The sequence below is a fragment of the Alicyclobacillus fructus genome, from assembly GCF_017329605.1.
GTDB classification, from domain to species: Bacteria; Bacillota; Bacilli; order Alicyclobacillales; family Alicyclobacillaceae; genus Alicyclobacillus; species Alicyclobacillus fructus.
Map to the genome: position 1 here is coordinate 43309 of NZ_JAFMTY010000018.1, position 25042 is coordinate 68350.

Genomic DNA, 25042 nt, shown 5'->3' on the forward strand with positions numbered 1-25042 from the left:
CGTTTGTACCTATGTAGGCTGTCCAGTATACTGTGTGCAGAGAGTGTAAAGATAGGCGACATCGAGGTTGTGCCTGATAAGGATGGTTGCGGATGCGCTTGGGGTTGAACATCGAGTATGACGGAAAAAATTATGATGTTCTGGAATTGCCGAATGAAGCGTTTGTCTGCTTGCTGCCGTGCATGACGCCCGAGCAGTACAATCGGATCAATCGCCGCTTCGAAGATGTGTGGCCGGATGTGACGGTTCGCAGAAATCATATCCTGGCGTTCACGGCGGAGCGCGTGCACACTCCGGTAGACTACGTGTTCCTGTATCGCGGGCCCTTCTGGTTCGACGACGAGGATTTGGATCGCTATATTCAGGCGCACACCATGCAGGGTTATCGGCCCTGCTGATAGAGTTGGAGGAAATCGGTTGGCTGCGGAGCGCACCGTGGTTGTATTTTTCGCGGGAAACGAAGTGGGCGGCGCCGCGACGCATCTCGCGACCTGGGCGGAGGCGTTGAAGGGCGCGCGGGTCGATTTCCGTTACCGCTTCATCAGCCTGGGCGAGGGCCCGCTTGCGGACAAGTTGCGGCAGGCGGGAATGCTGCACGGCCAGGTCGCAGGGACGGTCGGCGCCGTACGCGGCCTGATCAACCTCATCCGCCGCGAGCGCGCGTGGATCCTGCATTCCCACGGCCCGCGCATGAATCTCCTCGCATCGTTTGCCGCTTCAAGGACCGATGTCATTTGGACCGCCACCATTCACAGTCACCCGCGTTACGACTTCGAGGGACACCGCCTGAAAGCCGCCCTGTTTCCCGGTCTTCACCTGTGGCGTCTCGCGCGCGCCCGTGGCCTGTTCGTGGTGCAGCCGGCGCTTGGCGACGTCCTTCCATGCAGGACCATCCTGGAAGTTCCCAATGCCTTTCTCCCTCGCCCGGCCAAGGCGCCCCGCGACGCGTGTGCGTCGGCATGGCGGAACCGGCTGGGCTTGTCCTCCAACGCCAAACTGGTCGGGATTGCGGCTCGGCTCGATCCCGTCAAGCAGATCGACGTCGCCATCGCCGCTGTCGCGCGCCTCGCCGATCTCGACGTGCACCTGTTGATCGCGGGCGACGGGCGTGATCGCCCGAGGTTGGAAGAGGCGGTCGACACCCACGGCGTGCGCGACCGCGTTCATTTCCTGGGACATCTGGAGGACGTCGCGGAGTTGTACGGTGCCATCGATCTCCACATCCTCCCATCGAAAAGCGAAGGGGCACCGAGCTCGATGTTGGAGGCGGGCTTTTATGGCGCCGCGAACATTGGGTCGGACGTGCCGGGCATTCGGCGCATGTTGCTCGACGGACAGGCCGGCATCCTGGTGCCGTCGGGCGATCCGCAAGCTCTTGCCGAAGCCATGCGGCGGCTATTGACGGAGCCGGCTGAGCGGGAGTTCTATGTGGAGCGGTTTCGCGAGCTGGTGCTGCCCCAGTATGCGCCGGAACGCATGGTTGTGGCGTACGAACGCGGCTACACCGTTCTCGAGGAAGACGCGGTTCGAAACGGATGGAAGCTTCCGGTGAATTCTAAGCAGGTGAGGTGAGGAGATCATGATGCGGCGCAGACGGCGCGTGTGGCGCGTTCGATTTTTGCCGCCTGGTCCATATGGAAGCGATCCGGCGCCAGCGGGCTGGACCTTCTTGTTGGTGACAGTGTTTTGGTATCTCGTGGTGGAGACCGTCTTCGGCAAAGAGACGTTTGGACTGCTTCGCGCGGGCGCGCTTTACCCGCCTCTTGTTGAGCACGGGCAATGGTTCCGGATTCTCAGCACGATGTTTGTCCACGTGAGCCTCTGGCACATCCTCGTGAATATGATCTCGCTGTGGACCCTGTTTGTGGTCGAGCAAGCTTTGTCCACGCCCGTGTTCATTGCTATCTACATCATCTCTGGCGCCGTCGGGAGCTTGCTCACCCTGCCGATCTCGCCCGATCAAGTCTCGGCAGGAGCGTCGGGCGCCATTTTCGGGCTGTTCGGTGCGATGTTGGCGCTTGCACTGTTGGGCCTCTTTCCACCAGCGGTCCGGAACCAGTTGTTGATGGTCCTTGGAATCAATGTCGTGATCGACCTCATGAACTTGGGGACGATTGGGTGGATGGCACATCTCGGCGGTCTCGCGACCGGCATGGCGCTCACCTATGCGTTTGTCAAGTGGCTTCGGAATGCCCGGTTCTGGACGGTGCTGGCCTGGATCTGCAGCTTGGCTTGCGGCCTGAGCCTGGTGTGGGATCTCGCGACGCCGCTGCCACTCTCCTGGTGAGGCATTCAATTCCTGATTGCAAATTGTCTAGGGAGGCCGTATACTACTCATCGTAGTGTTGACCTGTCGGACGGCGCATGATGTCCACGTGCGCCATGGCGAGTGCAGTCAACTGCAAATGGAAGAGGACTTACACTTAAAGGGTTAGGACCTCTGAGGACTAACTTTCCCCCGTGGTGTAAGTGCGATTCCACATGCCTTTTTCCCAAGAACGGCATGGCCGATTTGTTTGTAAAGGGGGACTTTTTTCATGGACACGATGGGGCGTCACGTCATTGCAGAGCTTTGGGAGTGTGATCCCGAGCGTCTGAACGACGTTCACGGGATCGAGCGCGCCATGGTGACCGCGGCCTTGGAGGCGGGCGCGGAGGTTCGCGAAGTCGCGTTCCACAAGTTCGCGCCGCAGGGCGTCAGCGGCGTCGTCATCATCTCGGAGTCGCATCTCACCATTCACAGTTTTCCTGAGCACGGCTACGCGAGCATCGATGTGTACACCTGCGGGGATCGCATCGATCCAAACGTGGCATGCGACTACATCACGAAGTACCTGGGCGCAAAGCGCCTTGAAGCAATAGAGCTTCCTCGCGGCGTAGGCCAGATACAGGTGCACGATGTGAAAGTACGCGCGTTCTAAACGGCCCAAGGTTGTTCCGGTCGGCGAGAGGGGTGCCGGATTGGCCGGCACCCCTGTGCGTTGGACGTTTTTTTATGCGCGCGGATTGGGTCTCATCCATCATTTCTCAATCATTTCGGCTGGGGACCGGCGATCCGGCAAAGACGCGCTCGTGATGTGTCGGAATGCGTCGATCCAGGAGGATGTTGCCGTTTCCGGCGTCCACGATGACGAGATACTTGTCTTCGTCATCCCGGGCGATGGCCATATACACCAGGTTGGTACGGATATTGCGAAGTTGGATATCCTCGATTTTGCAACCTGGGTGTTCGGACAGCACGGCTTTGCGCGCCTGTGCCTCGGTGCATTTCGCGTATTTTTGGAGTTTTTTTGTATAGGCATCGTGGCTCGCCTGATAGGCTTCGCGCAGGGTTTCACGCGATACCTGCACGCTTGAGTGGATTTCGAATTGATGAGAAGGTCCATTGACGGGCGCATTCGGTTCGGCCGACTCAGCCGCAGTTGCGGCGAGGGCGTGCACAGGGGCTTGCCACCAACCTGCCGAAACCAGACAAGCCGTTGCACTGACGGCGAGTAACCAACGTTTCATGGAAACCACTCCTCCACGTGGGGTTGTCAGCCATAGAATGCCCAATGAAGGAGCGGTCATACATAGTATGGATTTCTTTTCCTTGACTGCGGTGCTTCGGGCGCGATCGCTCGGAGTAGAGGTTGAAAATTGACACTTGCCAAATCGGCAGTTGCCCTGTATAATCAATATCGTTCGTTGCGGGGCCGTAGCTCAAAGGGAGAGCACTACGCTGGCAGCGTAGGGGTTGTGGGTTCGAGTCCCATCGGCTCCACCATATGGTTGTCCGTTGGCTCGGTAGCTCAGTCGGTAGAGCAGAGGACTGAAAATCCTCGTGTCGGCGGTTCGATTCCGTCCCGAGCCACCATCCGTGCGGAAGTAGCTCAGGGGTAGAGCATCGCCTTGCCAAGGCGAGGGCCGCGGGTTCGAATCCCGTCTTCCGCTCCAGGGCATGTGCTGTGATACCCGGGCGGGGCGAGCCTCTGTCCGGGTTGTGCAGCCTCATGGCGCCGTAGCCAAGTGGTAAGGCAGAGGTCTGCAAAACCTTCACCGCCGGTTCGAATCCGGCCGGCGCCTCCAGTTGAAAAGCCTGTTGTGACGCGGCTTGCGAGGTTTTCGCGGCCGCGTTTTTTGTTGCGCCTGCTGGGCTCTCGGTTGAAGTTGGAAAGGAAAGCTGGATCAGCGCGATGACTTATCATCAGCGGGTTGTCCAGCTTGAACGGCTTTCGCGTCCTTGTGGATCTTGCTGGCCCATGGTCGGCGGAAGTCTGTCTTGACATCGAGCTTGTCGGGTGGCTTCGAGAAGTGGATGCGGTGCGTGAACCTCCATCGTCGCCCCCATCGTCACGAGCCACGTTCTGAAGAATCGATAGGAGTGTGCTATACTCCAGTTAGGTATTTTCAAATCATTGCGACGCTGTGTTTCTGCGAAAGGGGCCGCACACTTGCAGAGGCATCTGTGGACGATTCTTTCGGAACGCGTGGCATATCAAAATCCGTGGATCCGGGTGGTCGAATATGATGTGCTCCGGCCAGACGGCCAGCCCGGCCTCTACGGCGTGATCGACGCAGGGCATAATGCTGGCGTCGTGGCTGTGGACGGCGAGGGACGCGTGGCGCTTCTCAGGGAATTCGTGTTTCCCGTCAACGGTTTTCTGTGGCAGATCCCGAGCGGGCAGTTTCGGGAGGAAGACCCGCAGACGGCGGCTGCGCGCGAGCTTCGCGAAGAAGCGGGGATAAGCGCTCATTCGTGGACGTATCTGGGTTCTGCCCATCTGAGCGCGGGCATCTCGACCCAGGAGACGCACCTGTTTCTTGCGCGCGAACTGTCGTTGGGAGAAGCGGATCGCGAACCCACGGAGACGATGACCGTATCCTGGGTGCCTTTGCGAGACGCCGTCGATATGTGCCTGCGCGGTGAGATCACCGATGCGGTGAGCGTGATCGGCTTGTTGAAAGCGTTCATTTGGATAGGAGATCACGCGTCTGAACCGTCCGGGAGGTGAGCGCATGAAACTGTCGGATGACGAGATCGCACAGAGATTGGCTGGGTTGCCCGGGTGGCAACGAGAGGATCACTTCATCCGGAAGCGGTTCGGTTTCGCGTCGTTCCCTGACGCGATCGCCTTTGTGAATGAAGTCGCGGAGATTGCCGAGCGAAGAAACCATCATCCGTTCATTTCCATCGACTACAAGTATGTCACGTTGCGCTTCACCACGTGGCATGCCGGCGGTCTGACGGATGAAGATTTTGATGAAGCCCAGGAGATCGAAAGCCTTTACGCTTCGAAGACGGCGACGTGAGAGCGCCAAGCGCCGTCACGTCGTCGATCTCATTTCAGCCGTAGAATCTTTGCACCTTGGTTCTGCGGCGCCGGTGGTTTGGGACCGAGCGCTTCGGCCATGTCGTCCGTGACCTGCTTGAGCGCCTCATAGCAATGTTCCATCGGGACGGAGGAGTCCCACATGACGTCGCAATGGCCGTCTTCGTACACGATCACGCTAATCACATACTGAATCTCGCTCATGGTGAGAGGCTCCTTTCGACTGTCGCGGGATCGCCTGAGTTCATTGTACCCCGTGGAGGAACCAAAGTGAAACCGGCGCAAGCCGAGAGGCATCAAGGTTGTCAGCAAGCGCTTTCCAAGGAGGGGATTTGGCTTGTTCCTAGGATGTTGCGTGGGACCTCGAGAGTTGCGGTTTGTCCGTGCGGCAGGATTTGATTACGCGGAGCTCAACGCAAAGGTGACCAATCCCGCCATGCCTGATGAGGAATGGCGCGCTGTACGCGACGAGCTGCTGCGGAATGAGGTCCCGCTGCTCGCCTTCAACCGCCTGTTCCCCCCGGACATGCCCATCGTGGGTCCCGACGTGGATATGGACGCCATTGAGCGCTACCTGTCCATTGCCTTCGCGAGAATGGCCGATCTCGGCGGTCAACATGTCGGCTTCGGCGCAGGCAAAAATCGCCGCGTGCCGGAGGGGTTTCCCTTCGCTGAGGCCCGCGCGCAATTGGCACGCGTGGTCAGGCTTGCGGGCGATCTCGCCGCCTATCACGGCATGTGGGTCCACTTCGAGTTTTTCAATCGAGCCGAAACGAACCTCATCAACACGGTAGAGGAAGCGGTTGCATTTGTGCAGGAGCTCCAGCACCATCGCGTCGACCTTCTGATCGACTTCTACCATCTTGTGCAAAACGGCGAACCTGTCAGTGAACTCGAAAAAGCCAGCGGCCGGATCGGCTATGTCCACGTCGCGGACGAACAGCGCAGGTGGCCAGGCAGTGGTTCTCTGCCGGTCCGGGAGTGGTTTGCGGCGCTGCGCGATGCAGGCTACCGCGGGCCTGTGTCGATTGAGTGTAACTTCCAAGATCCGATTCCCGAACTGAGGCAGGCAGGCGAGGCGCTGCGCAGGCTCAGCTATTCGGGGGGATTGGCCCGGTAACATGGGCCGGGCGTTGGCGGCGTCGTGGGGACGCCGCCCGGGATGGATGGACTCGAGCGCGCAAAGAGCCATGGAGGAGGATCCTGAATGCGTACGATGAAACTCGGCTGCACACACATGGAGGTCCCGGTGGTCGGCATTGGCTGCATGCGGATCAACCGTCTCACCCAGGCGGAAGCCGAGCGGTATGTCCAGACCGCGCTTGAACTCGGCGCCAACTTTTTCGATCACGCCGACATTTACGGCGGCGGCGAGTGCGAATCGAGATTTGCCGACGCTCTTCACATGAACGACGACGTGCGCGAACGCGTGATTTTGCAGTCGAAATGCGGGATTCGCAAAGGCATGTACGACTTCTCGAAGGAACACATTCTCGAAGCTGTCGACGGGAGTCTCCGTCGCCTGCGAACCGACTACCTGGACGTGCTCCTGTTGCATCGCCCGGACGCCTTGGTCGAGCCGGAGGAAGTGGCGGAAGCGTTCGAAATCCTTCAGACCCAGGGCAAGGTTCGCTACTTCGGCGTCTCCAACCACAAACCTTTGCAAATCGAGTTGCTCAAAAAGTTTGTTTGCCAACCCATCGTGGCCAATCAATTGCAACTGAGCATTACGAACGCGACGATGATCGCTCAGGGCATGAACCTGAACATGGGAAACGAATGGGCGGTCGATCGCGACGAGAGTGTCCTGGACTATTGCAGGCTTCACGACATCACCATTCAGCCGTGGTCGCCATTCCTGTATGGATTTTTTGAGGGTGTGTTCTTGGACAACCCGAAGTTCCCGGAGTTGAACCGCAAGCTGGACGAGATCGCCGCCAGATACGGGGTCACAAACGTCACCATCGCCATTGCATGGCTCTTGCGCCACCCGGCGAAGATGCAGCCTATCATCGGATCCATGAACCTCGATCGCCTGAAGGCGTCTTGTCGGGCGGCGGACATCCAGCTCACGCGACAAGAATGGTACGAGATCTACCTCGCCGCGGGTTACACCTTGCCCTGACGAATCCATGGCACACACTGAGGATCGGTTGACCAACCGATCCTCTTTTGTTTGGGCAGCCATCCATCTTCGTTGGCAACATCCGCCACAAATCCGGGGGTTCCGCCTGTCACGCCTTTTCATTTTCGGTCAACTCTTCGTCGAAGCTTGTCTTTCTTTGTCCAAATTGCTATATTCGGAGGCGGTCACACGACGGCGACGGCGTTGTTCACGCTCATGCCGCTGGCGATGGATGCCGCACATGGCTCCGTTCCTTGGGGGCATACTGAAAGCGGGGTATGCCGCAGGAATGTGGTCACGAGTCCATGGGGCGATGATGAAATCGCTATCGGCTCAATTTCCCATTTATAGGAGGTGCATCGGGTGCACGCGTTGTTTCATGCGAACGCCGTGGACTACATCATCATCTTGGTCTACTTCGCATTCGTCCTCGGCGTCGGATTTGTTCTTCGTAACCGCGTTCGCACTGGAGAGGATTTCTTTCTGTCCGGCCGGTCCATTCCGGCTTGGATCACGGGGTTAGCGTTCCTGTCCGCCAACCTCGGAGCGCTCGAGATTCTTGGCATGACCGCGAGCGGTGCCGAATACGGCATGCTCACGACGCACTTCTACTGGATTGGCGCGATCCCGGCCATGCTGTTTCTCGGCCTGTACATGATGCCGTTTTACTACGTCTCGAAGGTTCGCTCGGTGCCGGAGTTCCTCAAGCTCAGGTACAACGAGGCGACCCGCGCCCTGAACGCCATTTCGTTTGCCGTCATGACCGTGTTGACCTCGGGCATCAGCCTGTATTCCATGGCGCTCATTTTCCAAATCTTGATTGGGTGGTCCTTTGACACCAGCATCCTTGTGTCCGCCCTGGTCGTCTTGATTTACGTGGCGCTTGGAGGTCTGACCTCGTCGATCTTTAACGAGGTGGTGCAGTTCTTCCTGATTTGGGCCGGCTTGCTGCCCATCCCGCTCATCGGCTTGCACAACTTGGGCGGATGGCAGGGCATGATGTCCCGGCTGCCCGCGGGATTCGGCCACCTTTGGGCGAATCTGGGCTCCCCTTCGCACAACCCGATGGGGATTGGTTGGCTTGGCGTGGTGCTCGGACTTGGCTTCGTGCTTTCGTTCGGGTACTGGACGACAGACTTCTTGGTCGTTCAGCGGACGCTCGCCGCGAAGGATCTGCGCGCGGCTCAGTTGACGCCCATCTATGCGGCGTTCTTTAAGATGATCGTCCCTATCCTGGTGATCATTCCAGGCTTGATTGCGCTTGCGATCTTTCCGAAAATCGGCCACTCGCCGAATATGAGCTATAACCTGGCCTTGCCGCTGCTCATCGCCAAGTACTATCCGCCGGGCATGCTCGGTCTCGGCTTGACGGCGATGCTCGCGAGCTTCATGAGCGGCATGGCGGGCAATGTCACCGCGTTCACAACGGTGTGGACGTACGACATCTATCAGGCGTATATCAAGAAGGACGCGCCGGACAAGCACTACGTGAACATGGGGCGCTGGGCGGTCGTCGTCGGCGTCATCATCAGCATCGGCACGGCATATTTCGCGGCGGGGTTCCCCAGCGTCATGGACTATATGCAGACGCTGTTCTCCTTCTTTAACGCGCCGCTGTTCGCCACGTTCCTGTTGGGTATGTTCTGGAAGAAGGCCACGCCTTGGGGCGGCTTCTGGGGACTTCTGGCGGGTATCGCCAGCGCTTTTGCAATGTACTTCTTCCTGCCCGCCCATATGTTCTCCAGCCCGGATGCCGGGAACTTCTGGCGCGCATGGTGGGCATGGGTGGTCACGGTCGTCGTGACGGTACTGGTGAGCCTTGTCACCAAGGGCAAGAAGCCCGAAGAGCTCGAAGGCCTCGTGTACGGGCTCAGCAAGCGGCCTGACTACAGCGGTTATCCGTGGTATAAACGCCCCGGATATCTGGCAGCCATCGTGTTGGTCATCCTGGTCGGCCTGAACGTCGCGTTCTGGTGATGCATCCGGGGAGAGGGTGATGAGATGAATCGGTTCTTGGACCTTCGGTTCATGATCGGCGTCCTGTTTGTCGTGTACGGCGTGGTGCTTGGGGTGTACGGCGCTGCGGCAGATCCGCATACCCCGAGTTTGCACTCCAACATCGACCTCTGGTGGGGTATCGTCTGTCTGGTGTTTGGCATCGTGTTTTTGATCGCGGCGTTGACGCGGCGAAGCGAGTGATCCACGCTCGTTTCAGGGCAGTCGGACTTCGGTCCGGCTGCCCTCGCGTCATTTCGGGCGTCTGTCGGATCGCTGGAACTTCGTGTGTTTGTCCTGCCGCGGTGGTTTCGATATCATGGGGGAGGACTGTTCAAGGGAGGGCTATCGTTGACCGGGATTCGAGTGACCATCTGGAACGAATTTCGACACGAGCAACGCGACGAAGCGGTTCGCGCGGTCTACCCCGACGGGATTCACGCGGCCCTTGCGAAACCGCTATCCGAAGCCGGCATGCAGGTTCGGAGCGCGACGTTGGACGAACCCGATCACGGCTTGAACGAAGCCGTGTTGAATGACACGGATGTGCTCGTGTGGTGGGGGCATGTGGCACACGACGAGGTGCAGGATGCCGTGGTTGATCGCGTCATTCGCCGCGTGCATGAAGGCATGGGGCTCGTCGTTCTGCACTCCGGGCATTTTTCCAAGGTGTTTCAGCGTCTCATGGGCACGTCCTGCAATCTCCGCTGGCGGGAAGAGGACGAGAAGGAGAGGCTGTTTGTCGTCGATCCCAGCCATCCGATTGCCGAGGGGCTTCCGCCGTATTTCGAACTTCCGAACGAAGAGACTTACGGAGAACACTTTGACATTCCAGTGCCGGACGAGATCGTCTTGTTGTCATGGTTCTCCGGCGGCGACGTGTTCCGCTCGGGTGTGACCTTTCGGCGAGGGAGGGGTAAGATCTTCTATTTCCGCCCAGGCCACGAGACGTATCCGACGTATCACGATGCCAACGTGCAGCGGGTCCTGGTGAACGCATGCCGGTGGGCGGCGCCGACGAACGGGCCCGTACCTGTGTACGGTCATGCGCCGAGCCTTGAAGCTCGCGGGTGAGGAGATGAATGGCAAACATGGCGTTTGCGGCGCTGGCCATCTTTCTCGTCACGCTGGTGCTCGTCGTCTGGCGCCCACGCGGGCTGCCGGTGGGATGGAGCGCGCTGTTCGGCGCGCTCGTCGCCCTGGCCGCGGGCGTCGTGCGGTTGTACGACGTGTGGACGGTCTGGAACATCGTCTGGGACGCGACGTTGACCTTCGTCGGCATCCTCATCGTGTCGAGTGTGCTGGACGCTTCCGGGTTCTTCGAGTGGGCAGCGCTGACCATTGCGCACCGCGCTCGGGGTCGCGGACGGCTCGCGTTTGTCCTGATTCTGGCGCTAGGTTTCATGGTTTCCGCGTTTTTTTCAAACGACGGCGCTGCGTTAATTCTGACGCCCATCGTGCTCGAGCAGATGAAGCGATTGCGATTTTCCACGCGTCACATGATCCCGTTTCTGCTCGCGGGAGGCTTCATCGCAGATTCGACCTCGATCCCGCTTGTGATCAGCAACTTGGTCAATATCATCTCGGCCGATTCCTACCATCTCGGTTTCCTCCGGTACGCCCTCCGCATGGTGATTCCGGATCTGGTCTCCTTCGGCATGAGCCTCGCAGTCACGTACCTCTATTTCCGCCGAGATATTCCGGTTGCCTACGATGTGGAGTCGTTGCCTGCACCCGCGACGGCCATCCGCGATCGCGCCATGTTCATCTTTTCTTGGTGCATGCTCGCCGTGATGACCGCGGGCTATGTGGTGAGCGAAATCGCACACGTCCCGGTGTCCGCTGTCGAGGGGGCCATCGCCGTGGCTTTTCTGATCGCCGGATGGCGCACGCGAACGGCCGAACCACGGCGCGTTTTGCGCCAAGCGCCGTGGTCCATCGTCGTGTTTTCCGTCGGCATGTATCTCGTCGTCTATGGGCTTGAGCGCGCGCACCTCACCGACTGGCTGACACGCTTGCTCCAGGCGACGGCGCATGTCAGCCTGTTTGGGTCGGTCATGGCGATGGGCGTGCTTGCGGCTTGTCTGTCCTGTGTGATGAACAACCTGCCCAGTGTCATGATCGGCCTTTTGGCGATTCAACACACCGGGCTCCCGACATCGGATCAGGTGGCGCTCGCGCTCGCAAACGTCATAGGTTGCGATCTCGGCCCCAAGATGACGCCCATCGGCTCGCTTGCGACGCTTCTCTGGTTGCACGTGTTGGAGTCGCGCGGCGTGCGCATCACTGCTTCCGCCTTCATGCGCGCGGGCCTCGCCTTCACGTGGCCGACGCTTCTCTCGGTCCTCGCGGCCATGTACGGTTGGCTTTGGGCTGTTCGGCACTTAGCGTAGGCTCGGCGATGGTCCATCGATCTGCGCGAGCACGCGGCGACTCACGTTGTCCAGTTCGCGGAGATCTTCTTGGCTTAGCGCGAGGTCCACGGCGCGCACGTTTTCCTCCAGGTGTGCGATATTCTGCGTCCCGACAATCGCGCTCGTGATTCCCGGCTGATGCAGGATCCACGCCAGCGCGATTTCGGCGGGATGAACACCATGCCGATCCGCAATCCCCTTCAGGCAGTGGATGAGCGGCGTCTCGGCCTCCAGATGTTCGGGTTTGAACAGCCGGCGTCCCTGACGGAAGTCGTTTGGTGCAAGTTTCATTCCGCCGAGATGATACGCGCCGGTCAGGATGCCCTTGGCCACGGACGAGTAAGTGAGCACGCCGATGCCATGCTCGCGGCAGTAGGGGAGGACATCGGCTTCAATGCGGCGCTCCAACAGACTGTATTCTGGTTGAATGCAGTCCACGCGCGTATAGCGCATGGCTTCTTCCAGAAGGTCCCGGGGGAAATTGGACACTGCCACGCTGCGGATGACGCCCTGGTCTCGCAGCTCAGCCATGGTGTTCATGGTTTCTGACAGGGGGATGTCTCGGTTCGGCCAGTGGACATAATAGATGTCGATGAAATCGGTCCGCAGGCGCTTCAGGCTCTGTTCGATAGAGCGAAGAATGTCATCCCGACGCAGGTGGTTGGGCGAAACTTTGGTCGCGATCACGCACTGTTTTCGTACGCCTTCGAGCGCCAAACCCACGATCTCCTCCGAATGGCCTTGTCCGTATCCTTCCGCCGTATCGAACGACTGGATGCCGAGCTCAAATGCGCGCTGAAGGACCTGAATGTTCACGTGATCATCCTTCTTCTCCCACTGACCGCCGCCCAGTTCCCAACATCCAAATGTGATTTCAGAGACACGTATGCCGTTCGCCAGCTGGCGATACTTCATGAGGTTCACTCCCCACCCGAAGGATTCTTGCATCAAACGTTTTCAACAAAAACCCTACAGATCCTTCTATTCGAGGTGATAACGTTCGCTTGTTGCTCATCCGTCTCATCGCACGTGCACTTCTAGCAATTTTCAAGGAAGATGATTTAGATTGAAGGTGAGAAATGTGACGAGATCGACGGAGAGGGAGATGTGAACGTCATGGGGGCAAAACAGCGAGCAGTTCGGCGGCCGCGCCCCGGGCGCTGGATCGCGGCCCTCGTGTTGTTGGGGGGCGCTGGCGCGGCCTGGGCACATGCGCGTAATGCCGCGTTTACGCAGGCAGGCGTTCGCCTCGCCACTGAGGTCAGCATGCCGACGGGCACGCAGACATCGGAAAACTGGGGCGGATACATTGATACACCGGCCGGATCGCAGGGATATACGAGCATCACGGGAAGTTGGACCGTACCGAGCATCACGGGTCAGAATGGTGCCATGGCGGCACAGTGGATCGGTCTTGGTGGTGTGGAAACCGAAGATCTGTTGCAAATTGGGACTCTTGAACAAGTGGTGAACGGTCAAACGCAGGTACAGGTCTTCTGGGAGAAGCTTCCTGCCGCGGCCAACACCATTTTGACGGTTCCTGTGGGCTCGAAGGTCTCGGCGGCCATTCATCAGGCGAGTGGTTCCACCTGGGTGTTGAGCCTGCAGGCCGTGACGCCATCCGGTCAAACCTTGTCCAAGAGTGTCTCGGTGAACCTGTCAAGCGCCTACGCGGCCCATATTGGAACGTCTGCCGAGTGGATCAGCGAGGATCCGTCGACCATCCGCGGTGGCTTGTACCCGCTCGCCAATTCCGGCACGGTCCAATTCACCGATGCGACGGTCAACGGGCAGCCGCTTGACGCATCCGGAAATCAGGTGCAGCCGGTTGCGATGGTGGACTCGTTCGGCAACGTGCGGATCGCACCGTCGTCCATCGGCTCGGATGGGGAGTCGTTCTCCACCACCACATACTCGGCCGATTCAGCTCCATCCTGGACGGGATCGAACGGAGGGTGGACGAATTCCACGGGGCCGTCAGACGGGTGGCCGGGCATCTCCTCCATGCCTTTTCCCACTGGGCAAGGCTGGAGTGTAGGCACGAACGGCGGTTGGACGGATCAGTCGGGATGGTCCATTTCGATTCCTGGCTCAGGCTCTTCGGGGTCGACGCCATTTGTTTGGACCAGAGGTCATCATCACTGGGCCATCGAGATTCCCATGGGGAATGGAGAGAGCATCGCATTCCAGATATCCTGGGCATGGTGAAACAAAACGGGCGGCCGTACAGCCGCCCGTTTTGCGCGAGGTTTGACCTGTTTGGGTTTCACGAGGCCTGTTCGCGCATGTCGAAAAAGACCGCGATGGTCGCCGCGATGAAGAACACGATACCCGGAGGGATATACGACCACTTGGCGAACACAAAGCCAATCACGCCGCACACGTACAGGAGCAAGCCGACAATCCTTGGATGCCTGCGCGCGAACAGAGACATCACGAGGCCAAGCGCGGATATCGCGATGGCTCCGTAAGCGTGCCAATCGGCTTGCGGCGTGTAGCCTTGCTGGGATACCATGTCGAGCAAGGTCTCCAAAATGCCGATCATACCGGCGACAATGCCCAAGAGCATCGTGATCATCGCCTCATGCTCCCAACCTGCTAGCCCCCGTGGGGACCTTTTCTTGTGCAATGCCTACATGATGACACAAAAAAAGCCCATGTCGCAACATGGGCTTTTCGTGGTCGATTAATATTTCACGACATTCGCTGCTTGCGGCCCCTTCGGCCCTTCAACGATGTCGAACGTCACGCGTTGACCTTCGTCCAGCGTCTTAAAGCCATGGCCTTGAATGGCGCTGTAGTGAACGAACACGTCGTCACCGTTCTCCACCTGAATGAAACCGTAGCCCTTTTCCGAATTGAACCACTTGACCGTACCTTCGTACATCCGAAATTCCTCCATGGTGCTTACCAGAAGCACTTGCTTTAGATTCCGAACTCCCGTGCGCTGACGCTGAACGAAAAAGCCAGCCGCCCGACCCGTTGAGGCCGAACGACCGGCTTCAAAGATCCAGACTTACATCGTATGGAGTTCGGTGTTGAGGCTATTATACACCCTGCGCTCCCGATGTCAAGCATGCGCGTGCGTCGATCATGTGTTTTTCGAACGGCAGGGTCAACGAAACAAAGTACATCCATGGATCGCGTGTCAATCACTTTGTGGATGATTCCGCATGGATCCGCACCACACTAAGACGGAATCGCACGCTGCAAAGGAGGGCGCAACTGATGAAGGTCGATGTCAAGTGTACGGTTGCCAATTGTCTGTTTTGGCACGAAGGAAACGAGTGCGCGGCTCCATCCATCATGGTTTCGGTGGGGCGCAGTCGTCGAGAGACGTCGTTCCGGGAAGAGTTCGGCCGCGATTTTGCGGTGGCGGAGCGATTGGATCACGCGCGTTCGTCGCTCGAGACGTGCTGTGAGACGTTCCAGCCAAGACAGAGTCGAAAGCAATGACAGGGCGACAGGCGGACCAATGCCTTGTATAATGGAATGCGGATACTGGATGAACCTCCCTCGCGGTTGCGCGAGGGAGGGTGGAGGATGACTGGGTGACGCGTCTGTATGAGTTGAGCGAACGGTTGATCGCGGAGTTGCGTGCGTGGCAAATTGGTTATGCGCTGATTTTTGCCGCCTTCGCCACGTTCGCCAACCTGTTTGACGGCGGGCAGGTGCTATGGATCGCTGAAACCTACCTGGCTCTCAGCGTCCTGAGCTTGTTCGTGTTGTTCCCTTCGCTTCGGCGCGCCTTGTTTCAAACGTGGGACCCGCTTCGGTCTCGCGTCCTCATCCGACGTCCTCTTGCACGTGCGGCCGTGCGATGCTATTTGTACGTTCTCACTCCCGTGGCGTTCATGGGCTGTTTAGAGTTGACCGCGGACGCCGCGAGCACAGCGCTGAGGTTTAACCAAAGCAACGTGACATCCCATGTGACATGGGTGGACTATGCGGTCAGCGTGGCGGCCGGCCTGGAAGAGATGTGGCGGTGGAGCTGCGTGATCGCCGTCCTCGCCATTCTGCGCTCCGCCATGCGGCGGCGATGGGATACACCGGGTGTCCGCATCGTCGCATTTGCTGTGGCCGTCATGTTGAGCGCGTTGGCATTTGGGAGTGGACACATCCTGGAATTCACTCATGAACGGCTGCAAGCATGGTACATGTTCAGCAGTTTGGGTTTGATCCTTGCCATCATGGCCGTCGTGACGGGCCGAATTCTCCTGGTGATGACGGTACACACGCTGTACGATGCCTGGGTCACCTGGCTAGCTACCCAGCAATCCTCGGTTGCCGTCGTGATGAACCTCGCTGCGTGGGCCGCATTTCTGTTGTGGATAGGTATTGTCATGGTGCGACGGCAATTCGGCTTTCGCGCTCCCGGAGCTGCACGGGTGCCGGTCATGCTTACGGAATCCACGACCCGCCATCTTCTGGCGTTTGAGCGCGCGAGAGAGCAACTCGCACGTGTGTTTCATCGGCGCGTCTACTGTTCCATCCGGCACATCGGCAGCACGACCATCGAGGGCGCCGTCACAAGCGACGCGATCGACGTCCTGGTTTTATTGCGCCGCGCGGTATTGCATCACGAGGAATGGGATGCGCTCGAACACTGTGGCTACCGGTTCTGTGGCAATGCGGGCGTCAAAGGGCGGTTGGTGTGGGTGCGCGAAGCGCAGGATACGTGGCCCGCGGTTCACCTGCAGATTGCGAAGTCGGGGAACCGGTACAGCCGGGTGGCCATCGCTTGGACTAGGTGGTTGCAAACGGAACCGGAGGAATTGCACAATTGGGAAGGTCACAAACAGCGATGGGTTGAGCAATTTCACCGCTTGACCTTGGATCGGTACATGGAGGGCAAACGCACCTATTATGCGCGCCGGATGAAACGAATGAAGAGAGCTCAACGATGGAGGTGAGGGGGATGGCCAAGCGTTATTACTACGTGTATTCGGAGCACGAGGACGACGATAACACCAATCTGGAAGGCTTCGATATTCCTATTAATGAAGGTGACGCCAAGCGGATCGCCCGGCTGGTCAATCTGTATGAGGAAAATATTCTGTCCATGCTTGACGAGGAATATCAGCGCAAAACAAAGTGGTCAGACAAACTGGCAGACCGCATTGCGGCGCTTGGCGGAAGCTGGACGTTCATTATCATTTTTTCGGCCATGCTGGTCGCCTGGATGATTTGGAATGCCGCGCCCGAAACGCGAAGGTTTCATTTCGATCCGCCGCCGTTCATTCTCTTGAATTTATGTTTGTCGTTCCTGGCGGCATTCCAGGCGCCCATTATTATGATGAGTCAGAACCGGCAAGCTGCGCGGGACAAGCACGAGGCCATTATCGACTTTGCCATTAACTACAAGGCTGAGCAAGAGATCGACGATATGCAGAGCCACCTTCACCGGATTGAAGGGAAGCTCATGCAACTCGAGCGACTTATCAAACGGTTGGATGCAGCGGTGTCTCAGCAACAAGGTCCGTTTTCGAATGAAACGCTCACCAAGGAGTTGCGGGAAGGCAACAAACAAGGAGAAGGAACTGCTCCAGATGTGAAGAATTCAGATTCAGAAGGTACATGAGCCCAGAGGGCGGGATGGGTATGGAGCCGTCCGTGTATCGCCGTGATCTCGAAAAGGCCGTCTGGAATCTGGTCATGGCGCTGGAACCTGTGCTGGAGCGCCGCCGTATGGCCGAGGTCTTGTTTCAAGAACTTTGGACGGTTTGGGAGGGGCTCTCACCCCTCTCGTCTGTCATCCGAGAGAATAGCCAGGCGGTTTCCAGTGCGTCCAAGGTGTTGAGGAAGATGGCTGTTACGCTCAGCGTGGAGATCAGTCGGCATCAACTGGAAGACGATGCATTGCGGCACGTAGCGTCGGAATTGTGGAACTGGTCAGACCGGATGACTGCGTCTTCACGATCTGTGTCCTCGATTCTGTCCAAGATGCAACAGGCCGTGGTTCAGCTTGAGGAGGTGCTTCGGGCGCTACGGGAGCAAGGTGAACACGAGCTTGAGGCCATCGACGAGCTATTGCTGCATGCGGAACGTGTACAGGCTTTGCTCGAAAGGAAGCGGGATGCGTCGAACGCGCTTGAAGCGCCTGATCTTCCCTCTCAGGGGTGAAATACGCCTTTCTCCGGACGGCGGGCTGGTGCCGGAGGGGATGGATTCCGTTCCTTGAGCATCGAGTCTTCCATGCTTGGCGGGGGTGCGGACCACAACAGATTGCACAACATCTTGACTCCATTTTGAAGCGCGGCGATAATCAAAATACCGCTTGACGGTGCGGTTTCTGGGTCGGGATGGCGGAACAGGCAGACGCAGCAGACTTAAAATCTGCTGGGGGTATCCCCGTGCGGGTTCGAGTCCCGCTCCCGGCATAACGGCGCGGGTTTCCGCGCCTTTTGTGTTTCTTCCCCTCACGTTAACCACAGAAGACTTCACCCATTTGTTTGCCTCCATTTTGGTTCATTCCCCTGGAAGAAGTCAAGCACCTTTCGGAATTCCGATATGGTTGACGTACCAATTTGTGTCCCCTATCATGTGCCCAAAGGGAGGGAATGGGATATGCCATCGACGGCAGGGAGACGGTACGTCACGACCAGTGTAGAGGCGTGGAGGCATCGGGTGAAGCTCTTCTATGCTCTAGAGGAATTGGAGGCGCAAGATGAGACGTTTCGGCCACTTCACGACTTGAGGGATAATGCATTGCCTCTTGTTAAGAGCCTGAGTTATCCGCTTGCGAGTTTGATTTGTCAGGACTATGCATATTCAGGGCATAGGTACGACAGCCATCCTGTAACTCAAGCTATGTATCAATGGGAAAAGAAATGGAATTTTCCCGATTGGGCTCGGGTGCAGGTTGTGTCGACTGTATCCCATTGGGTTTCGTCTTCAGCGATGGCCTATAAGGAACCTGTACGGTGGGATGGGATGGTTATTCCGTGGATGAACCAACTCGATACGTTGGTTAATGTTCTGCCTGACCTTGGAGCACAGCAATTTGAGCGACTTGATAAAGCTATCCGGCCGAGGGAGTGTGAAGTAACGCTATTTTGGAACCCTCTTCTTGAGTCATGGAAACATGCTGAATCGCGAATGTTACTTGAGTTCAAAGAGACTCTCGAAGCGTATCGACATCAAATCGAATCAGAATGCCAAGCCCTCGGCCTGGAGCCTGAGTCGCAAAAGTACCAAAAAAGCGAAGAGCAGCACTATCGCTGGTTCATCCGTCACGTATTTCAGGGATGGACCTACGAGCGCATTGCGGACGAGGAGGGTGTACCGGATTCCTCTACAGTGCGCAAAGCGGTCAAGGACTTGGGCAGGCGTATGAAGACGCCCGTTGAGCGTAACACGTATTTCGACGCCGTGCCTTCTGTCACCTGACACGGTCACACCGGAATTTTTGCATGCGTGCTGAAATTCCTTCAAAGCCACGTTTTGCACCCTTACCATTGGGCGTGAAGCGTGGCTCAAGTTTTTGTCTGGAGGTGTTTCGCGATGAACGCACTCGAACTCGTCCGTCGTTCGCGAGGACTCAAGGCGAAGGAGGTGGCGGAGGCCATCGGGGTGTCTGTGTCCGTGCTATCGCATGTGGAACGCGGGGGACGCAAACCGTATCCGCGCCTCAGGCGTGAGCTGGCCCGTGTGCTGGGTGTGAAGGAAGACGTCTTGTTCGATTCAAGCGGCTGGCCTCGGGAGGTCGGAGAGGAGGCGCTACAGTGCCTGAAAAGGTGAGGTGGCGGGGGCGCGTCATTGGCGAGATTGATGGGAATGTGTTCCTAACGAAGCGAAAGCGCGCCACTCACTACGTGCGCGCTCTTCATGGGTATGCCATTCAAACAGAGGTGTTCGAAGACCTACTAACACGCGGTGTCCGTCTTATTCGCGTGGAAGAGACCGACACCAACACAGTGTGGGAGACGAGCATCGACACGTTCAACGAACACGCTGTGCGCTTCGACTATGGCCATGGCCCACAACTCGCGCTTCATGAGCGCTTCTGGACTATACGCCCCGAAGGGCAACTGACACTCTTGTGAACACCACAAACACGTTGTCGCGAAGGCGGCACCCTTCGCGGCGGCGTATCCGGTGACAAACGGGGTGATTGTGTGACTGACAATACCATAACGTGGCTTCTGTCGCAATACCGAACACATGGTCTGTCTGTGATTCCTCTCGAACCACGTGGCAAACGCCCGCTCATCGCATGGGAGCAGTGGCAGAGGGAGCGTCCAACGTCGGCTCAGATTCGGCAATGGATTCAGCGGTGGCCTGACTGCAACTGGGGCATCGTCACAGGCGCGGTGAGCGGCTTGGTGGTACTTGACCTGGACAATCGCGAGGCTGCGCAGGAGGCACTTAAACGCGGCCTCCCCCGCGCTCCCGTGGTGTCTACAGGGCGGGGGGCACACGTCTACTTCCGACACCCTGGATGGCCTGTCTCGAATCGCGTGAAGGTGTTCGAGGGAGCAGACATTCGGGGCGACGGTGGCTACGTGTGTGCTCCCCCAAGCGTGCACCCGTCAGGGCGCCCGTATGTGTGGCAGCCTGGACGGGCGCTGTGGGACGTCGCTCCCCCGCCACTGCCTAAGTGGCTGTCGGACCTCCTGCGTCCGTCGGACAAGCTCATTGTTGCGGGGGAATCGCGCCATGACGATGACCTTGAGCGCATCGCGCTCGGCGTGTGCGCGGGGGAACGCAACAACGCGGCAGCGCGGCTCGCGGGGTATCTGCTTCGGTATCTCCCGAACCCACACATCGCGTTGGCGCTCATCGAGGCATGGAACCTCACCAACACGCCCCCACTGCCCGTCGAGGAGCTGCACCAGGTCGTGAACAGCATCGCGAAGCGTGAAGCCAGAAGGCGGTGGACGGCATGAACGAGCTGAGCGGCATCAGGGAACTCCAACAGGCTCGACAGTTGCGCATGTCGACAGTTGCGGAAGAAGCAATTCGAATCCCCTTCATCACGGAGCAGGTACTGCCATTCCCTGATGACGTGCTTCCGAAACCCCTGTGGAACTTCGCTGTCGAAGTCGCGGAGCACGTCGTATGCCCAAATGATTACGTGGGAATGGGGATATTGACGGTGGCGGGGGCGCTCCTCGGCAACAGCGTGACCATATCGACAGACAAAGGTTGGCGTGAAAGAGCGCGCATCTGGACGCTCATCGTCGGTGACTCCGGCTCTGGCAAGTCCCCCGCCATTGGCCACGTGATGAAGCCTGTTGAGGCAATCCAGTCTCAACTCGCAGCGGAATATCGCAGGGCGCATGAACAATACAAACTCGAGGCGGAGACGTGGACACGCGAGAGCGGCAAACCAAGGCCAGTCCCCCCGCCATTCCGGCAAGTCTATGTCACGGACACCACAGTGGAGGCTCTCATGGACGTGTTCGTGGCGAATCCGCGAGGTGTCCTCGTGCATTGGGACGAGGCGGCTGGATTCGTGAATTCGTTCGGCCAGTATAAGGGCGGCACGGGCTCAGACAAGCAGCAAATCCTGTCACTGTGGAATGACGGTCAGTGGTCCGTGAACCGAAAGGGCAGAGCTCCTCTCGTGGTGGAACACCCCTTTATGGGGTTCCTGGGCGGAATTCAACCTGAGACGCTCGCAAAGCTGCGAGGGTTCTCGGAAAGTGACGGATTCGCGTATCGTTTTCTCGTCGTGTATCCAGACGGCATTCCCCGCAGGAGGAGTCAAACCGCCATCTCCGAGGAGTCCAGGCAACTGTGGGACCACGTATGTCGGTGGCTGTGGGGGATTGTGTACGACGGTGGCCAGTGCGAGGTAACGTTCGCGCCTGACGGAATCAAAGCATGGAACACTTGGCTCGACGAGCATTACGAAGAGATGAACGACCCGGACTTTCCTCCGCATCTCAACGGCGCGTGGTCCAAACTCGACACTCATGCGCTTCGGTTGACGCTGGTTGTACATCTGCTGCGTGCTGCGTGTGGTGAAATCGACTTCGGCGACAGCGTGGATGAGGAGACCATGGCACGTGTGGCGGCGCTCATGCAGTATCTGAAATCTCATGCGCGACGTGTGTACCAGGAAATCCGGGAGACGGAGGAGGACAGGCGTGTGAGGCTGGCTGTGAGGTGGATTCAGCGGCATCAGGGGCGGACCACATTGCGAGACCTCGTGCGCTCAAAAGTGGCGAACTGCAAGACGGTTTCAGATGCGATTGCTCTACTGCGGTTGCTGGAGCATCGTGGACACGCTGTCGTTCGACAAGAGGGTAAAAAGGCAATCGTAGAACTGGTAGGAGAAATGGAAACGTGAATGAGGAAATATATGCTCTTCATGTTCCAAAAAGTCATTCGTAGACCGTCTACGAACCAAACTGTCGACTAGTGTCGAGTCGACTGTCGAGTAGCCTGTATACCCTTCGAAACCGCTCCACGACTGAGAAAACCGCCAAGTGTCGAGTGTGTCGAGTGGACCTCGAGAGATAGGGGACAGAGCATGCTTCGTCTGGAAATTTCACTGGGAGGAGGACTCGGGATGACAGGTTTCCCGCCCCCGCCATGGACGCAGTGGAATATGGAGAGGCCCAAGCAGTATCGACTCCTCATGAACGATGAGATGGTCGATGAGTTCACCACTCGATACGAGGGTTTTGTGGCCATGGCTGAGTTGGTCCGCTCGTTGGCTCCTGCTCAGACAGCGGACACGGTGTTCAAGCTCGTCAGCATGCAAGGGGACTTCATCGGCGCGTGTATTGTGCCTAAGGTGACGACGTGGTGCTCTCTACAGGAGATGGCCATATGAGATGTTGCCTTGGCGCGGTTGCCTCCGTAGCATGCGGACAGGAGGTGCAGGGGCGTGACCGTGGACGAGGTGCGCAGGCGGTTACGGGACTGGAGTTTCCTTGAACGGCGGAAGGCCACTTTGGAGGCGAGGATGAAGCGGCTGGAGGAGCGGATTCAGGAGCTGCGGGGCAAGCTCTCGGACGACGGCATCATGAGCAGCATCACGCAGCGGTATGAGCGGATGCTGCTCGGCCTGCCTGCTTCCACACGAGTGCAGGACAAGATGGCGGAGCGCGTGGTCTCGATGATGGACGCCCTTGTGGACGCGGTGGACCACTTGGACGAGGTGATGGCGGCTTACCACAGGTGCTGTTGTGACCTCGACGACATCGAAGACATGGTGGCTTGCCTTGAACCACGCTATCAGGAGCTCGTGACCCTGTACTATCGCGACAAAGCCAAGTGGCGGGATATCTGCGATTTGATGTACATCTCCAAGTCACGTCTCTACGAGATGCTGCATGAAGCTGAGCGGATGATGGCTTTGGAAGGAGCGATGGTCTCATGACGAATTCCGTCAAAACCAGACCGTTGAGCATTGAGCAGGAGAATGCCATTGAGCTGCTCCTTTGTGGTAAGAGTGACCGCGAGGTGGCGGAGGCGGTCGGCGTCACGCGCCAGACCGTGTGGGAGTGGCGTAACCGGAATCCTGAGTTCATCGCGGCGCTCAACGCCCGGCGTCAGGAGATGTGGGGCACGCACATGGAGCGCTTGCGGCAGTTGGTCGCGAAAGCCATCGATGTGCTCGAAGAGAACCTCGACGGCAAGGCGGGGGCGAAGCTCCAACAGGAGGCGGCAGTGCACATTCTGCGCGCTGTTGGCCTCTACGGAGCGGATTTGACGCCCAAGGGTGAGACGTCAGCGGAAAACGTGGAGAAGCAGATGACGATGGACGAGCTGTACCACGAACTCATGACGAAGTTTAGGTGAGATGACGTCCCCAGGTGTGGGGGCGTTTCGACTGATGATGTAACCACTCGTTACGCCATCGCTGCGGTAACGCCCTCAAATGTGAGGGAGTCGAATCGTAACGAGTCCAAGGCTGGGCTCGTTGATTGAATCCAAGCTTGGATGGAGTGTCATCCCACCACAAGACAGTGGTGAACTCTCCTTCCCGAAGAAGGTCGGTTGAAACGACGGCCTTGACCACACAAGAAGGGAGCAAAGGAATCAATCGAATCAATCAATCACGCGAAAAAAAGGGATTCCCGTCATGGGAAGACCCGTCGGGCGACGACCTAAGTCGAAGTGAGACCGTGAAGGGAGTAAATTGAACTTACCCCCTTGTCACGGATGACAGGGTGGCAAGTTACTCTCTATTTCTAAAACCCACTCGACACACTCGACAGTTGCCCGGAAAAGCCCGATACGACAAGGGATTTCGGGTGTGAGTATCACTCGACACTTCCCGGTGGAGGCAGCGTGACGACCAACGTCAAGGCGCACACAAAGGCTACTGACCGTGGCAGTACCCTTGCGGCGAAACGCGGCATGCTGTGGTGAAAAGCGGCAATGTGCGCTATTTGGCGGCGTTTGGCGTGCATATCGTCTCCGTGGGTATCAGAAAGTAGACCCTCATGTCGATTTTCGACGCCACGGGATCATGAAAATGGCGATGTTGCGCGCTACGATGGTGATAAGCAACCACCAGAGCTCGATCCCTCCATGGTGCTCTGAGCTCGTCGAGTAGACGGAGCCGGCGACCTCGAGAACCACGGTTTGTCGCTCCCGCGAGGGAAAGCACGCACGGTAGAATTCTTGACCATCGGTCGCCATGTGGTTGCGAATGTTCTTTTGGAGGTGCCCGTGGGATGGAGGTCGTGCATGAACGTTGCTGCGGGCTTGATGTGCATAAAAAGACGGTCGTCGCGTGTGTCATCACCCCAGAGGTCAAAGAGATTCGTACGTTCAGCACGATGACGGAAGATCTCCAAGCGATGTGCCAATGGATTCTCCAACACGGCTGTACGCATGTGGCGATGGAGAGCACAGGGGTGTACTGGAAGCCCATCTACAATCTTTTGGAGGACCATGGACTCGAGATCCTCGTCGTGAATGCACACCACATCAAACAGGTTCCTGGGCGCAAAACCGATGTCAAAGATGCAGAGTGGATCGCGCAGCTTCTGCAACATGGACTCCTAAAGGGCAGCTATATTCCCTCTCGTGAGCAACGAGAGCTGCGAGAATTGCTTCGTTACCGGAAGTCGCTGATTCGGGAACGAGCCAACGAGGTGAACCGCCTGCAGAAGGTCCTCGAAGGTGCGAACATCAAGCTGGCGTCGGTCGCCTCGGATATTCTCGGCGTGAGTGGCCGTGCGATCCTCGAGGAGTTGATCGCAGGTCACACGGACGAGCAGGCTCTGGCT

The 25042-nt window shown here is 58.1% G+C and carries 31 protein-coding genes and 5 tRNA genes; 31 read left to right on the plus strand and 5 right to left on the minus strand.

Annotated features, from left to right (window positions below):
• Positions 1–92: 92 nt before the first annotated feature.
• From J3481_RS10090 to speD, 4 genes are all read left to right on the plus strand, one after another.
• Entirely contained in the window at positions 93–398 is a 306-nt protein-coding gene (locus J3481_RS10090) for a hypothetical protein (RefSeq protein ID WP_008340235.1), read from the plus strand.
• Between the two features lie 19 nt (positions 399–417).
• Positions 418–1572, plus strand: coding sequence for a glycosyltransferase (locus J3481_RS10095; protein WP_206831912.1), 1155 nt, complete (start codon positions 418–420; stop codon positions 1570–1572).
• Between the two features lie 7 nt (positions 1573–1579).
• Positions 1580–2287, plus strand: coding sequence for a rhomboid family intramembrane serine protease (locus J3481_RS10100; protein WP_206831913.1), 708 nt, complete (start codon positions 1580–1582; stop codon positions 2285–2287).
• Between the two features lie 250 nt (positions 2288–2537).
• The gene (gene speD / locus J3481_RS10105) at positions 2538–2921 is read left to right on the plus strand and encodes an adenosylmethionine decarboxylase (protein ID WP_008340238.1); all 384 of its coding nucleotides are present in this window, start codon (positions 2538–2540) and stop codon (positions 2919–2921) included.
• Between the two features lie 106 nt (positions 2922–3027).
• Here the strand turns inward: speD and J3481_RS10110 are convergent, their stop codons facing one another.
• Positions 3028–3510 (minus strand): PepSY domain-containing protein, encoded by a 483-nt coding sequence (locus J3481_RS10110; protein WP_206831942.1) that lies wholly within the window; start codon positions 3508–3510, stop codon positions 3028–3030.
• 181 nt (positions 3511–3691) lie between these two features.
• Here J3481_RS10110 and J3481_RS10115 point away from each other — a divergent pair.
• From J3481_RS10115 to J3481_RS10140, 6 genes are all read left to right on the plus strand, one after another.
• Positions 3692–3766 (plus strand) — tRNA-Ala (locus J3481_RS10115).
• A 14-nt stretch (positions 3767–3780) separates the two neighbouring features.
• Positions 3781–3856 (plus strand) — tRNA-Phe (locus J3481_RS10120).
• A 5-nt stretch (positions 3857–3861) separates the two neighbouring features.
• Positions 3862–3936, plus strand: a tRNA-Gly gene (locus J3481_RS10125).
• Positions 3937–3994: 58 nt separating this feature from the next.
• Positions 3995–4068: transfer RNA gene (locus J3481_RS10130), tRNA-Cys, on the plus strand.
• 365 nt (positions 4069–4433) lie between these two features.
• Positions 4434–4994, plus strand: coding sequence for an NUDIX domain-containing protein (locus J3481_RS10135; RefSeq protein ID WP_206831914.1), 561 nt, complete (start codon positions 4434–4436; stop codon positions 4992–4994).
• Between the two features lie 4 nt (positions 4995–4998).
• Positions 4999–5292: a 4a-hydroxytetrahydrobiopterin dehydratase gene (locus J3481_RS10140; RefSeq protein ID WP_206831915.1), complete on the plus strand. Its 294-nt coding sequence runs from the start codon at positions 4999–5001 to the stop codon at positions 5290–5292.
• A 29-nt stretch (positions 5293–5321) separates the two neighbouring features.
• Here J3481_RS10140 and J3481_RS10145 read toward each other — a convergent pair whose 3' ends face one another.
• Positions 5322–5516, minus strand: a complete 195-nt coding sequence (locus J3481_RS10145; protein WP_206831916.1) for a hypothetical protein — start codon at positions 5514–5516, stop codon at positions 5322–5324.
• A gap of 133 nt (positions 5517–5649) precedes the next feature.
• Here J3481_RS10145 and J3481_RS10150 point away from each other — a divergent pair, with 133 nt between their 5' ends.
• The 6 genes from J3481_RS10150 (at position 5650) to J3481_RS10175 (ending at position 11825) form a co-directional block, all read left to right on the plus strand.
• Entirely contained in the window at positions 5650–6432 is a 783-nt protein-coding gene (locus J3481_RS10150; RefSeq protein WP_206831917.1) for a sugar phosphate isomerase/epimerase family protein, read from the plus strand.
• Between the two features lie 87 nt (positions 6433–6519).
• Positions 6520–7437, plus strand: coding sequence for an aldo/keto reductase (locus tag J3481_RS10155; RefSeq protein WP_206831918.1), 918 nt, complete (start codon positions 6520–6522; stop codon positions 7435–7437).
• Between the two features lie 363 nt (positions 7438–7800).
• Positions 7801–9414 carry a sodium:solute symporter family protein gene (locus J3481_RS10160; RefSeq protein ID WP_206831919.1) on the plus strand — a complete coding sequence of 538 codons (1614 nt, stop codon included), beginning with the start codon at positions 7801–7803 and terminating at the stop codon, positions 9412–9414.
• 24 nt (positions 9415–9438) lie between these two features.
• A complete protein-coding gene (locus J3481_RS10165) occupies positions 9439–9636 on the plus strand; it encodes a hypothetical protein (RefSeq protein WP_206831920.1) in 198 nt (65 codons plus the stop codon).
• A 147-nt stretch (positions 9637–9783) separates the two neighbouring features.
• Positions 9784–10506 carry a ThuA domain-containing protein gene (locus tag J3481_RS10170; RefSeq protein ID WP_206831921.1) on the plus strand — a complete coding sequence of 241 codons (723 nt, stop codon included), beginning with the start codon at positions 9784–9786 and terminating at the stop codon, positions 10504–10506.
• Positions 10507–10523: 17 nt separating this feature from the next.
• The gene (locus J3481_RS10175; RefSeq protein WP_206831943.1) at positions 10524–11825 is read left to right on the plus strand and encodes an arsenic transporter; all 1302 of its coding nucleotides are present in this window, start codon (positions 10524–10526) and stop codon (positions 11823–11825) included.
• Here the strand turns inward: J3481_RS10175 and J3481_RS10180 are convergent.
• Entirely contained in the window at positions 11817–12761 is a 945-nt protein-coding gene (locus tag J3481_RS10180; RefSeq protein WP_206831922.1) for an aldo/keto reductase, read from the minus strand. The two genes, J3481_RS10175 and J3481_RS10180, sit on opposite strands and share 9 nt — an antisense overlap.
• Positions 12762–12962: 201 nt before the next feature.
• Here J3481_RS10180 and J3481_RS10185 point away from each other — a divergent pair, with 201 nt between their 5' ends.
• A complete protein-coding gene (locus J3481_RS10185) occupies positions 12963–14054 on the plus strand; it encodes a G1 family glutamic endopeptidase (RefSeq protein WP_206831923.1) in 1092 nt (363 codons plus the stop codon).
• A 58-nt stretch (positions 14055–14112) separates the two neighbouring features.
• On the opposite strand, the gene J3481_RS10190 is transcribed toward J3481_RS10185, so the two are convergent.
• Together J3481_RS10190 and J3481_RS10195 are read right to left on the minus strand one after the other, a co-directional pair.
• Positions 14113–14424, minus strand: coding sequence for a hypothetical protein (locus tag J3481_RS10190; RefSeq protein WP_206831924.1), 312 nt, complete (start codon positions 14422–14424; stop codon positions 14113–14115).
• A gap of 108 nt (positions 14425–14532) precedes the next feature.
• Positions 14533–14733, minus strand: coding sequence for a cold-shock protein (locus tag J3481_RS10195; protein WP_008340254.1), 201 nt, complete (start codon positions 14731–14733; stop codon positions 14533–14535).
• 341 nt (positions 14734–15074) lie between these two features.
• Between J3481_RS10195 and J3481_RS10200 the strand changes: the two genes are divergently transcribed.
• From J3481_RS10200 to J3481_RS10265, 14 genes are all read left to right on the plus strand, one after another.
• Positions 15075–15302, plus strand: coding sequence for a DUF1540 domain-containing protein (locus tag J3481_RS10200; RefSeq protein ID WP_206831925.1), 228 nt, complete (start codon positions 15075–15077; stop codon positions 15300–15302).
• Positions 15303–15397: 95 nt separating this feature from the next.
• Positions 15398–16759 carry a GrpB family protein gene (locus tag J3481_RS10205; protein WP_206831926.1) on the plus strand — a complete coding sequence of 454 codons (1362 nt, stop codon included), beginning with the start codon at positions 15398–15400 and terminating at the stop codon, positions 16757–16759.
• A gap of 5 nt (positions 16760–16764) precedes the next feature.
• The gene (locus J3481_RS10210) at positions 16765–17427 is read left to right on the plus strand and encodes a DUF1003 domain-containing protein (RefSeq protein WP_206831927.1); all 663 of its coding nucleotides are present in this window, start codon (positions 16765–16767) and stop codon (positions 17425–17427) included.
• A gap of 20 nt (positions 17428–17447) precedes the next feature.
• The gene (locus tag J3481_RS10215) at positions 17448–17969 is read left to right on the plus strand and encodes a hypothetical protein (protein WP_206831928.1); all 522 of its coding nucleotides are present in this window, start codon (positions 17448–17450) and stop codon (positions 17967–17969) included.
• 173 nt (positions 17970–18142) lie between these two features.
• Positions 18143–18226: transfer RNA gene (locus J3481_RS10220), tRNA-Leu, on the plus strand.
• A 247-nt stretch (positions 18227–18473) separates the two neighbouring features.
• Positions 18474–19235, plus strand: a complete 762-nt coding sequence (locus tag J3481_RS10225) for a hypothetical protein (RefSeq protein WP_206831929.1) — start codon at positions 18474–18476, stop codon at positions 19233–19235.
• Between the two features lie 114 nt (positions 19236–19349).
• Positions 19350–19586: a helix-turn-helix transcriptional regulator gene (locus J3481_RS10230; protein WP_206831930.1), complete on the plus strand. Its 237-nt coding sequence runs from the start codon at positions 19350–19352 to the stop codon at positions 19584–19586.
• Positions 19571–19891, plus strand: a complete 321-nt coding sequence (locus J3481_RS10235) for a hypothetical protein (protein WP_206831931.1) — start codon at positions 19571–19573, stop codon at positions 19889–19891. The genes J3481_RS10230 and J3481_RS10235 overlap by 16 nt, the downstream gene beginning before the upstream one ends.
• A gap of 72 nt (positions 19892–19963) precedes the next feature.
• Positions 19964–20734 carry a bifunctional DNA primase/polymerase gene (locus J3481_RS10240; RefSeq protein WP_328702099.1) on the plus strand — a complete coding sequence of 257 codons (771 nt, stop codon included), beginning with the start codon at positions 19964–19966 and terminating at the stop codon, positions 20732–20734.
• A complete protein-coding gene (locus J3481_RS10245) occupies positions 20731–22143 on the plus strand; it encodes a YfjI family protein (protein WP_206831933.1) in 1413 nt (470 codons plus the stop codon). The genes J3481_RS10240 and J3481_RS10245 overlap by 4 nt, the downstream gene beginning before the upstream one ends.
• 222 nt (positions 22144–22365) lie before the next feature.
• Positions 22366–22632, plus strand: coding sequence for a hypothetical protein (locus J3481_RS10250; RefSeq protein WP_206831934.1), 267 nt, complete (start codon positions 22366–22368; stop codon positions 22630–22632).
• Positions 22633–22686: 54 nt separating this feature from the next.
• Positions 22687–23181, plus strand: coding sequence for a hypothetical protein (locus J3481_RS10255; protein WP_206831935.1), 495 nt, complete (start codon positions 22687–22689; stop codon positions 23179–23181).
• Complete coding sequence (locus J3481_RS10260) at positions 23178–23603, plus strand: phBC6A51 family helix-turn-helix protein (RefSeq protein ID WP_206831936.1); 426 nt, start codon at positions 23178–23180, stop codon at positions 23601–23603. Before J3481_RS10255 ends, J3481_RS10260 begins: the two co-directional genes overlap by 4 nt.
• A gap of 881 nt (positions 23604–24484) precedes the next feature.
• The coding region (locus tag J3481_RS10265; protein ID WP_206831937.1) for an IS110 family RNA-guided transposase at positions 24485–25042 on the plus strand (558 nt) is incomplete at its 3' end.

Bases quoted from the DNA above. Each gene is read 5' to 3' on its own strand.
- J3481_RS10090 (WP_008340235.1), top strand. From the start codon at position 93: ATGCGCTTGGGGTTGAACATCGAGTATGACGGAAAAAATTATGATGTT.
- J3481_RS10100 (WP_206831913.1), top strand. From the start codon at position 1,580: ATGATGCGGCGCAGACGGCGCGTGTGGCGCGTTCGATTTTTGCCGCCT.
- speD (WP_008340238.1), top strand. From the start codon at position 2,538: ATGGACACGATGGGGCGTCACGTCATTGCAGAGCTTTGGGAGTGTGAT.
- J3481_RS10110 (WP_206831942.1), bottom strand. From the start codon at position 3,510: ATGAAACGTTGGTTACTCGCCGTCAGTGCAACGGCTTGTCTGGTTTCG.
- J3481_RS10140 (WP_206831915.1), top strand. From the start codon at position 4,999: ATGAAACTGTCGGATGACGAGATCGCACAGAGATTGGCTGGGTTGCCC.
- J3481_RS10145 (WP_206831916.1), bottom strand. From the start codon at position 5,516: ATGAGCGAGATTCAGTATGTGATTAGCGTGATCGTGTACGAAGACGGC.
- J3481_RS10155 (WP_206831918.1), top strand. From the start codon at position 6,520: ATGCGTACGATGAAACTCGGCTGCACACACATGGAGGTCCCGGTGGTC.
- J3481_RS10165 (WP_206831920.1), top strand. From the start codon at position 9,439: ATGAATCGGTTCTTGGACCTTCGGTTCATGATCGGCGTCCTGTTTGTC.
- J3481_RS10175 (WP_206831943.1), top strand. From the start codon at position 10,524: ATGGCGTTTGCGGCGCTGGCCATCTTTCTCGTCACGCTGGTGCTCGTC.
- J3481_RS10180 (WP_206831922.1), bottom strand. From the start codon at position 12,761: ATGAAGTATCGCCAGCTGGCGAACGGCATACGTGTCTCTGAAATCACA.
- J3481_RS10185 (WP_206831923.1), top strand. From the start codon at position 12,963: ATGGGGGCAAAACAGCGAGCAGTTCGGCGGCCGCGCCCCGGGCGCTGG.
- J3481_RS10190 (WP_206831924.1), bottom strand. From the start codon at position 14,424: ATGATCACGATGCTCTTGGGCATTGTCGCCGGTATGATCGGCATTTTG.
- J3481_RS10195 (WP_008340254.1), bottom strand. From the start codon at position 14,733: ATGTACGAAGGTACGGTCAAGTGGTTCAATTCGGAAAAGGGCTACGGT.
- J3481_RS10200 (WP_206831925.1), top strand. From the start codon at position 15,075: ATGAAGGTCGATGTCAAGTGTACGGTTGCCAATTGTCTGTTTTGGCAC.
- J3481_RS10210 (WP_206831927.1), top strand. From the start codon at position 16,765: ATGGCCAAGCGTTATTACTACGTGTATTCGGAGCACGAGGACGACGAT.
- J3481_RS10215 (WP_206831928.1), top strand. From the start codon at position 17,448: ATGGAGCCGTCCGTGTATCGCCGTGATCTCGAAAAGGCCGTCTGGAAT.
- J3481_RS10230 (WP_206831930.1), top strand. From the start codon at position 19,350: ATGAACGCACTCGAACTCGTCCGTCGTTCGCGAGGACTCAAGGCGAAG.
- J3481_RS10245 (WP_206831933.1), top strand. From the start codon at position 20,731: ATGAACGAGCTGAGCGGCATCAGGGAACTCCAACAGGCTCGACAGTTG.
- J3481_RS10250 (WP_206831934.1), top strand. From the start codon at position 22,366: ATGACAGGTTTCCCGCCCCCGCCATGGACGCAGTGGAATATGGAGAGG.
- J3481_RS10260 (WP_206831936.1), top strand. From the start codon at position 23,178: ATGACGAATTCCGTCAAAACCAGACCGTTGAGCATTGAGCAGGAGAAT.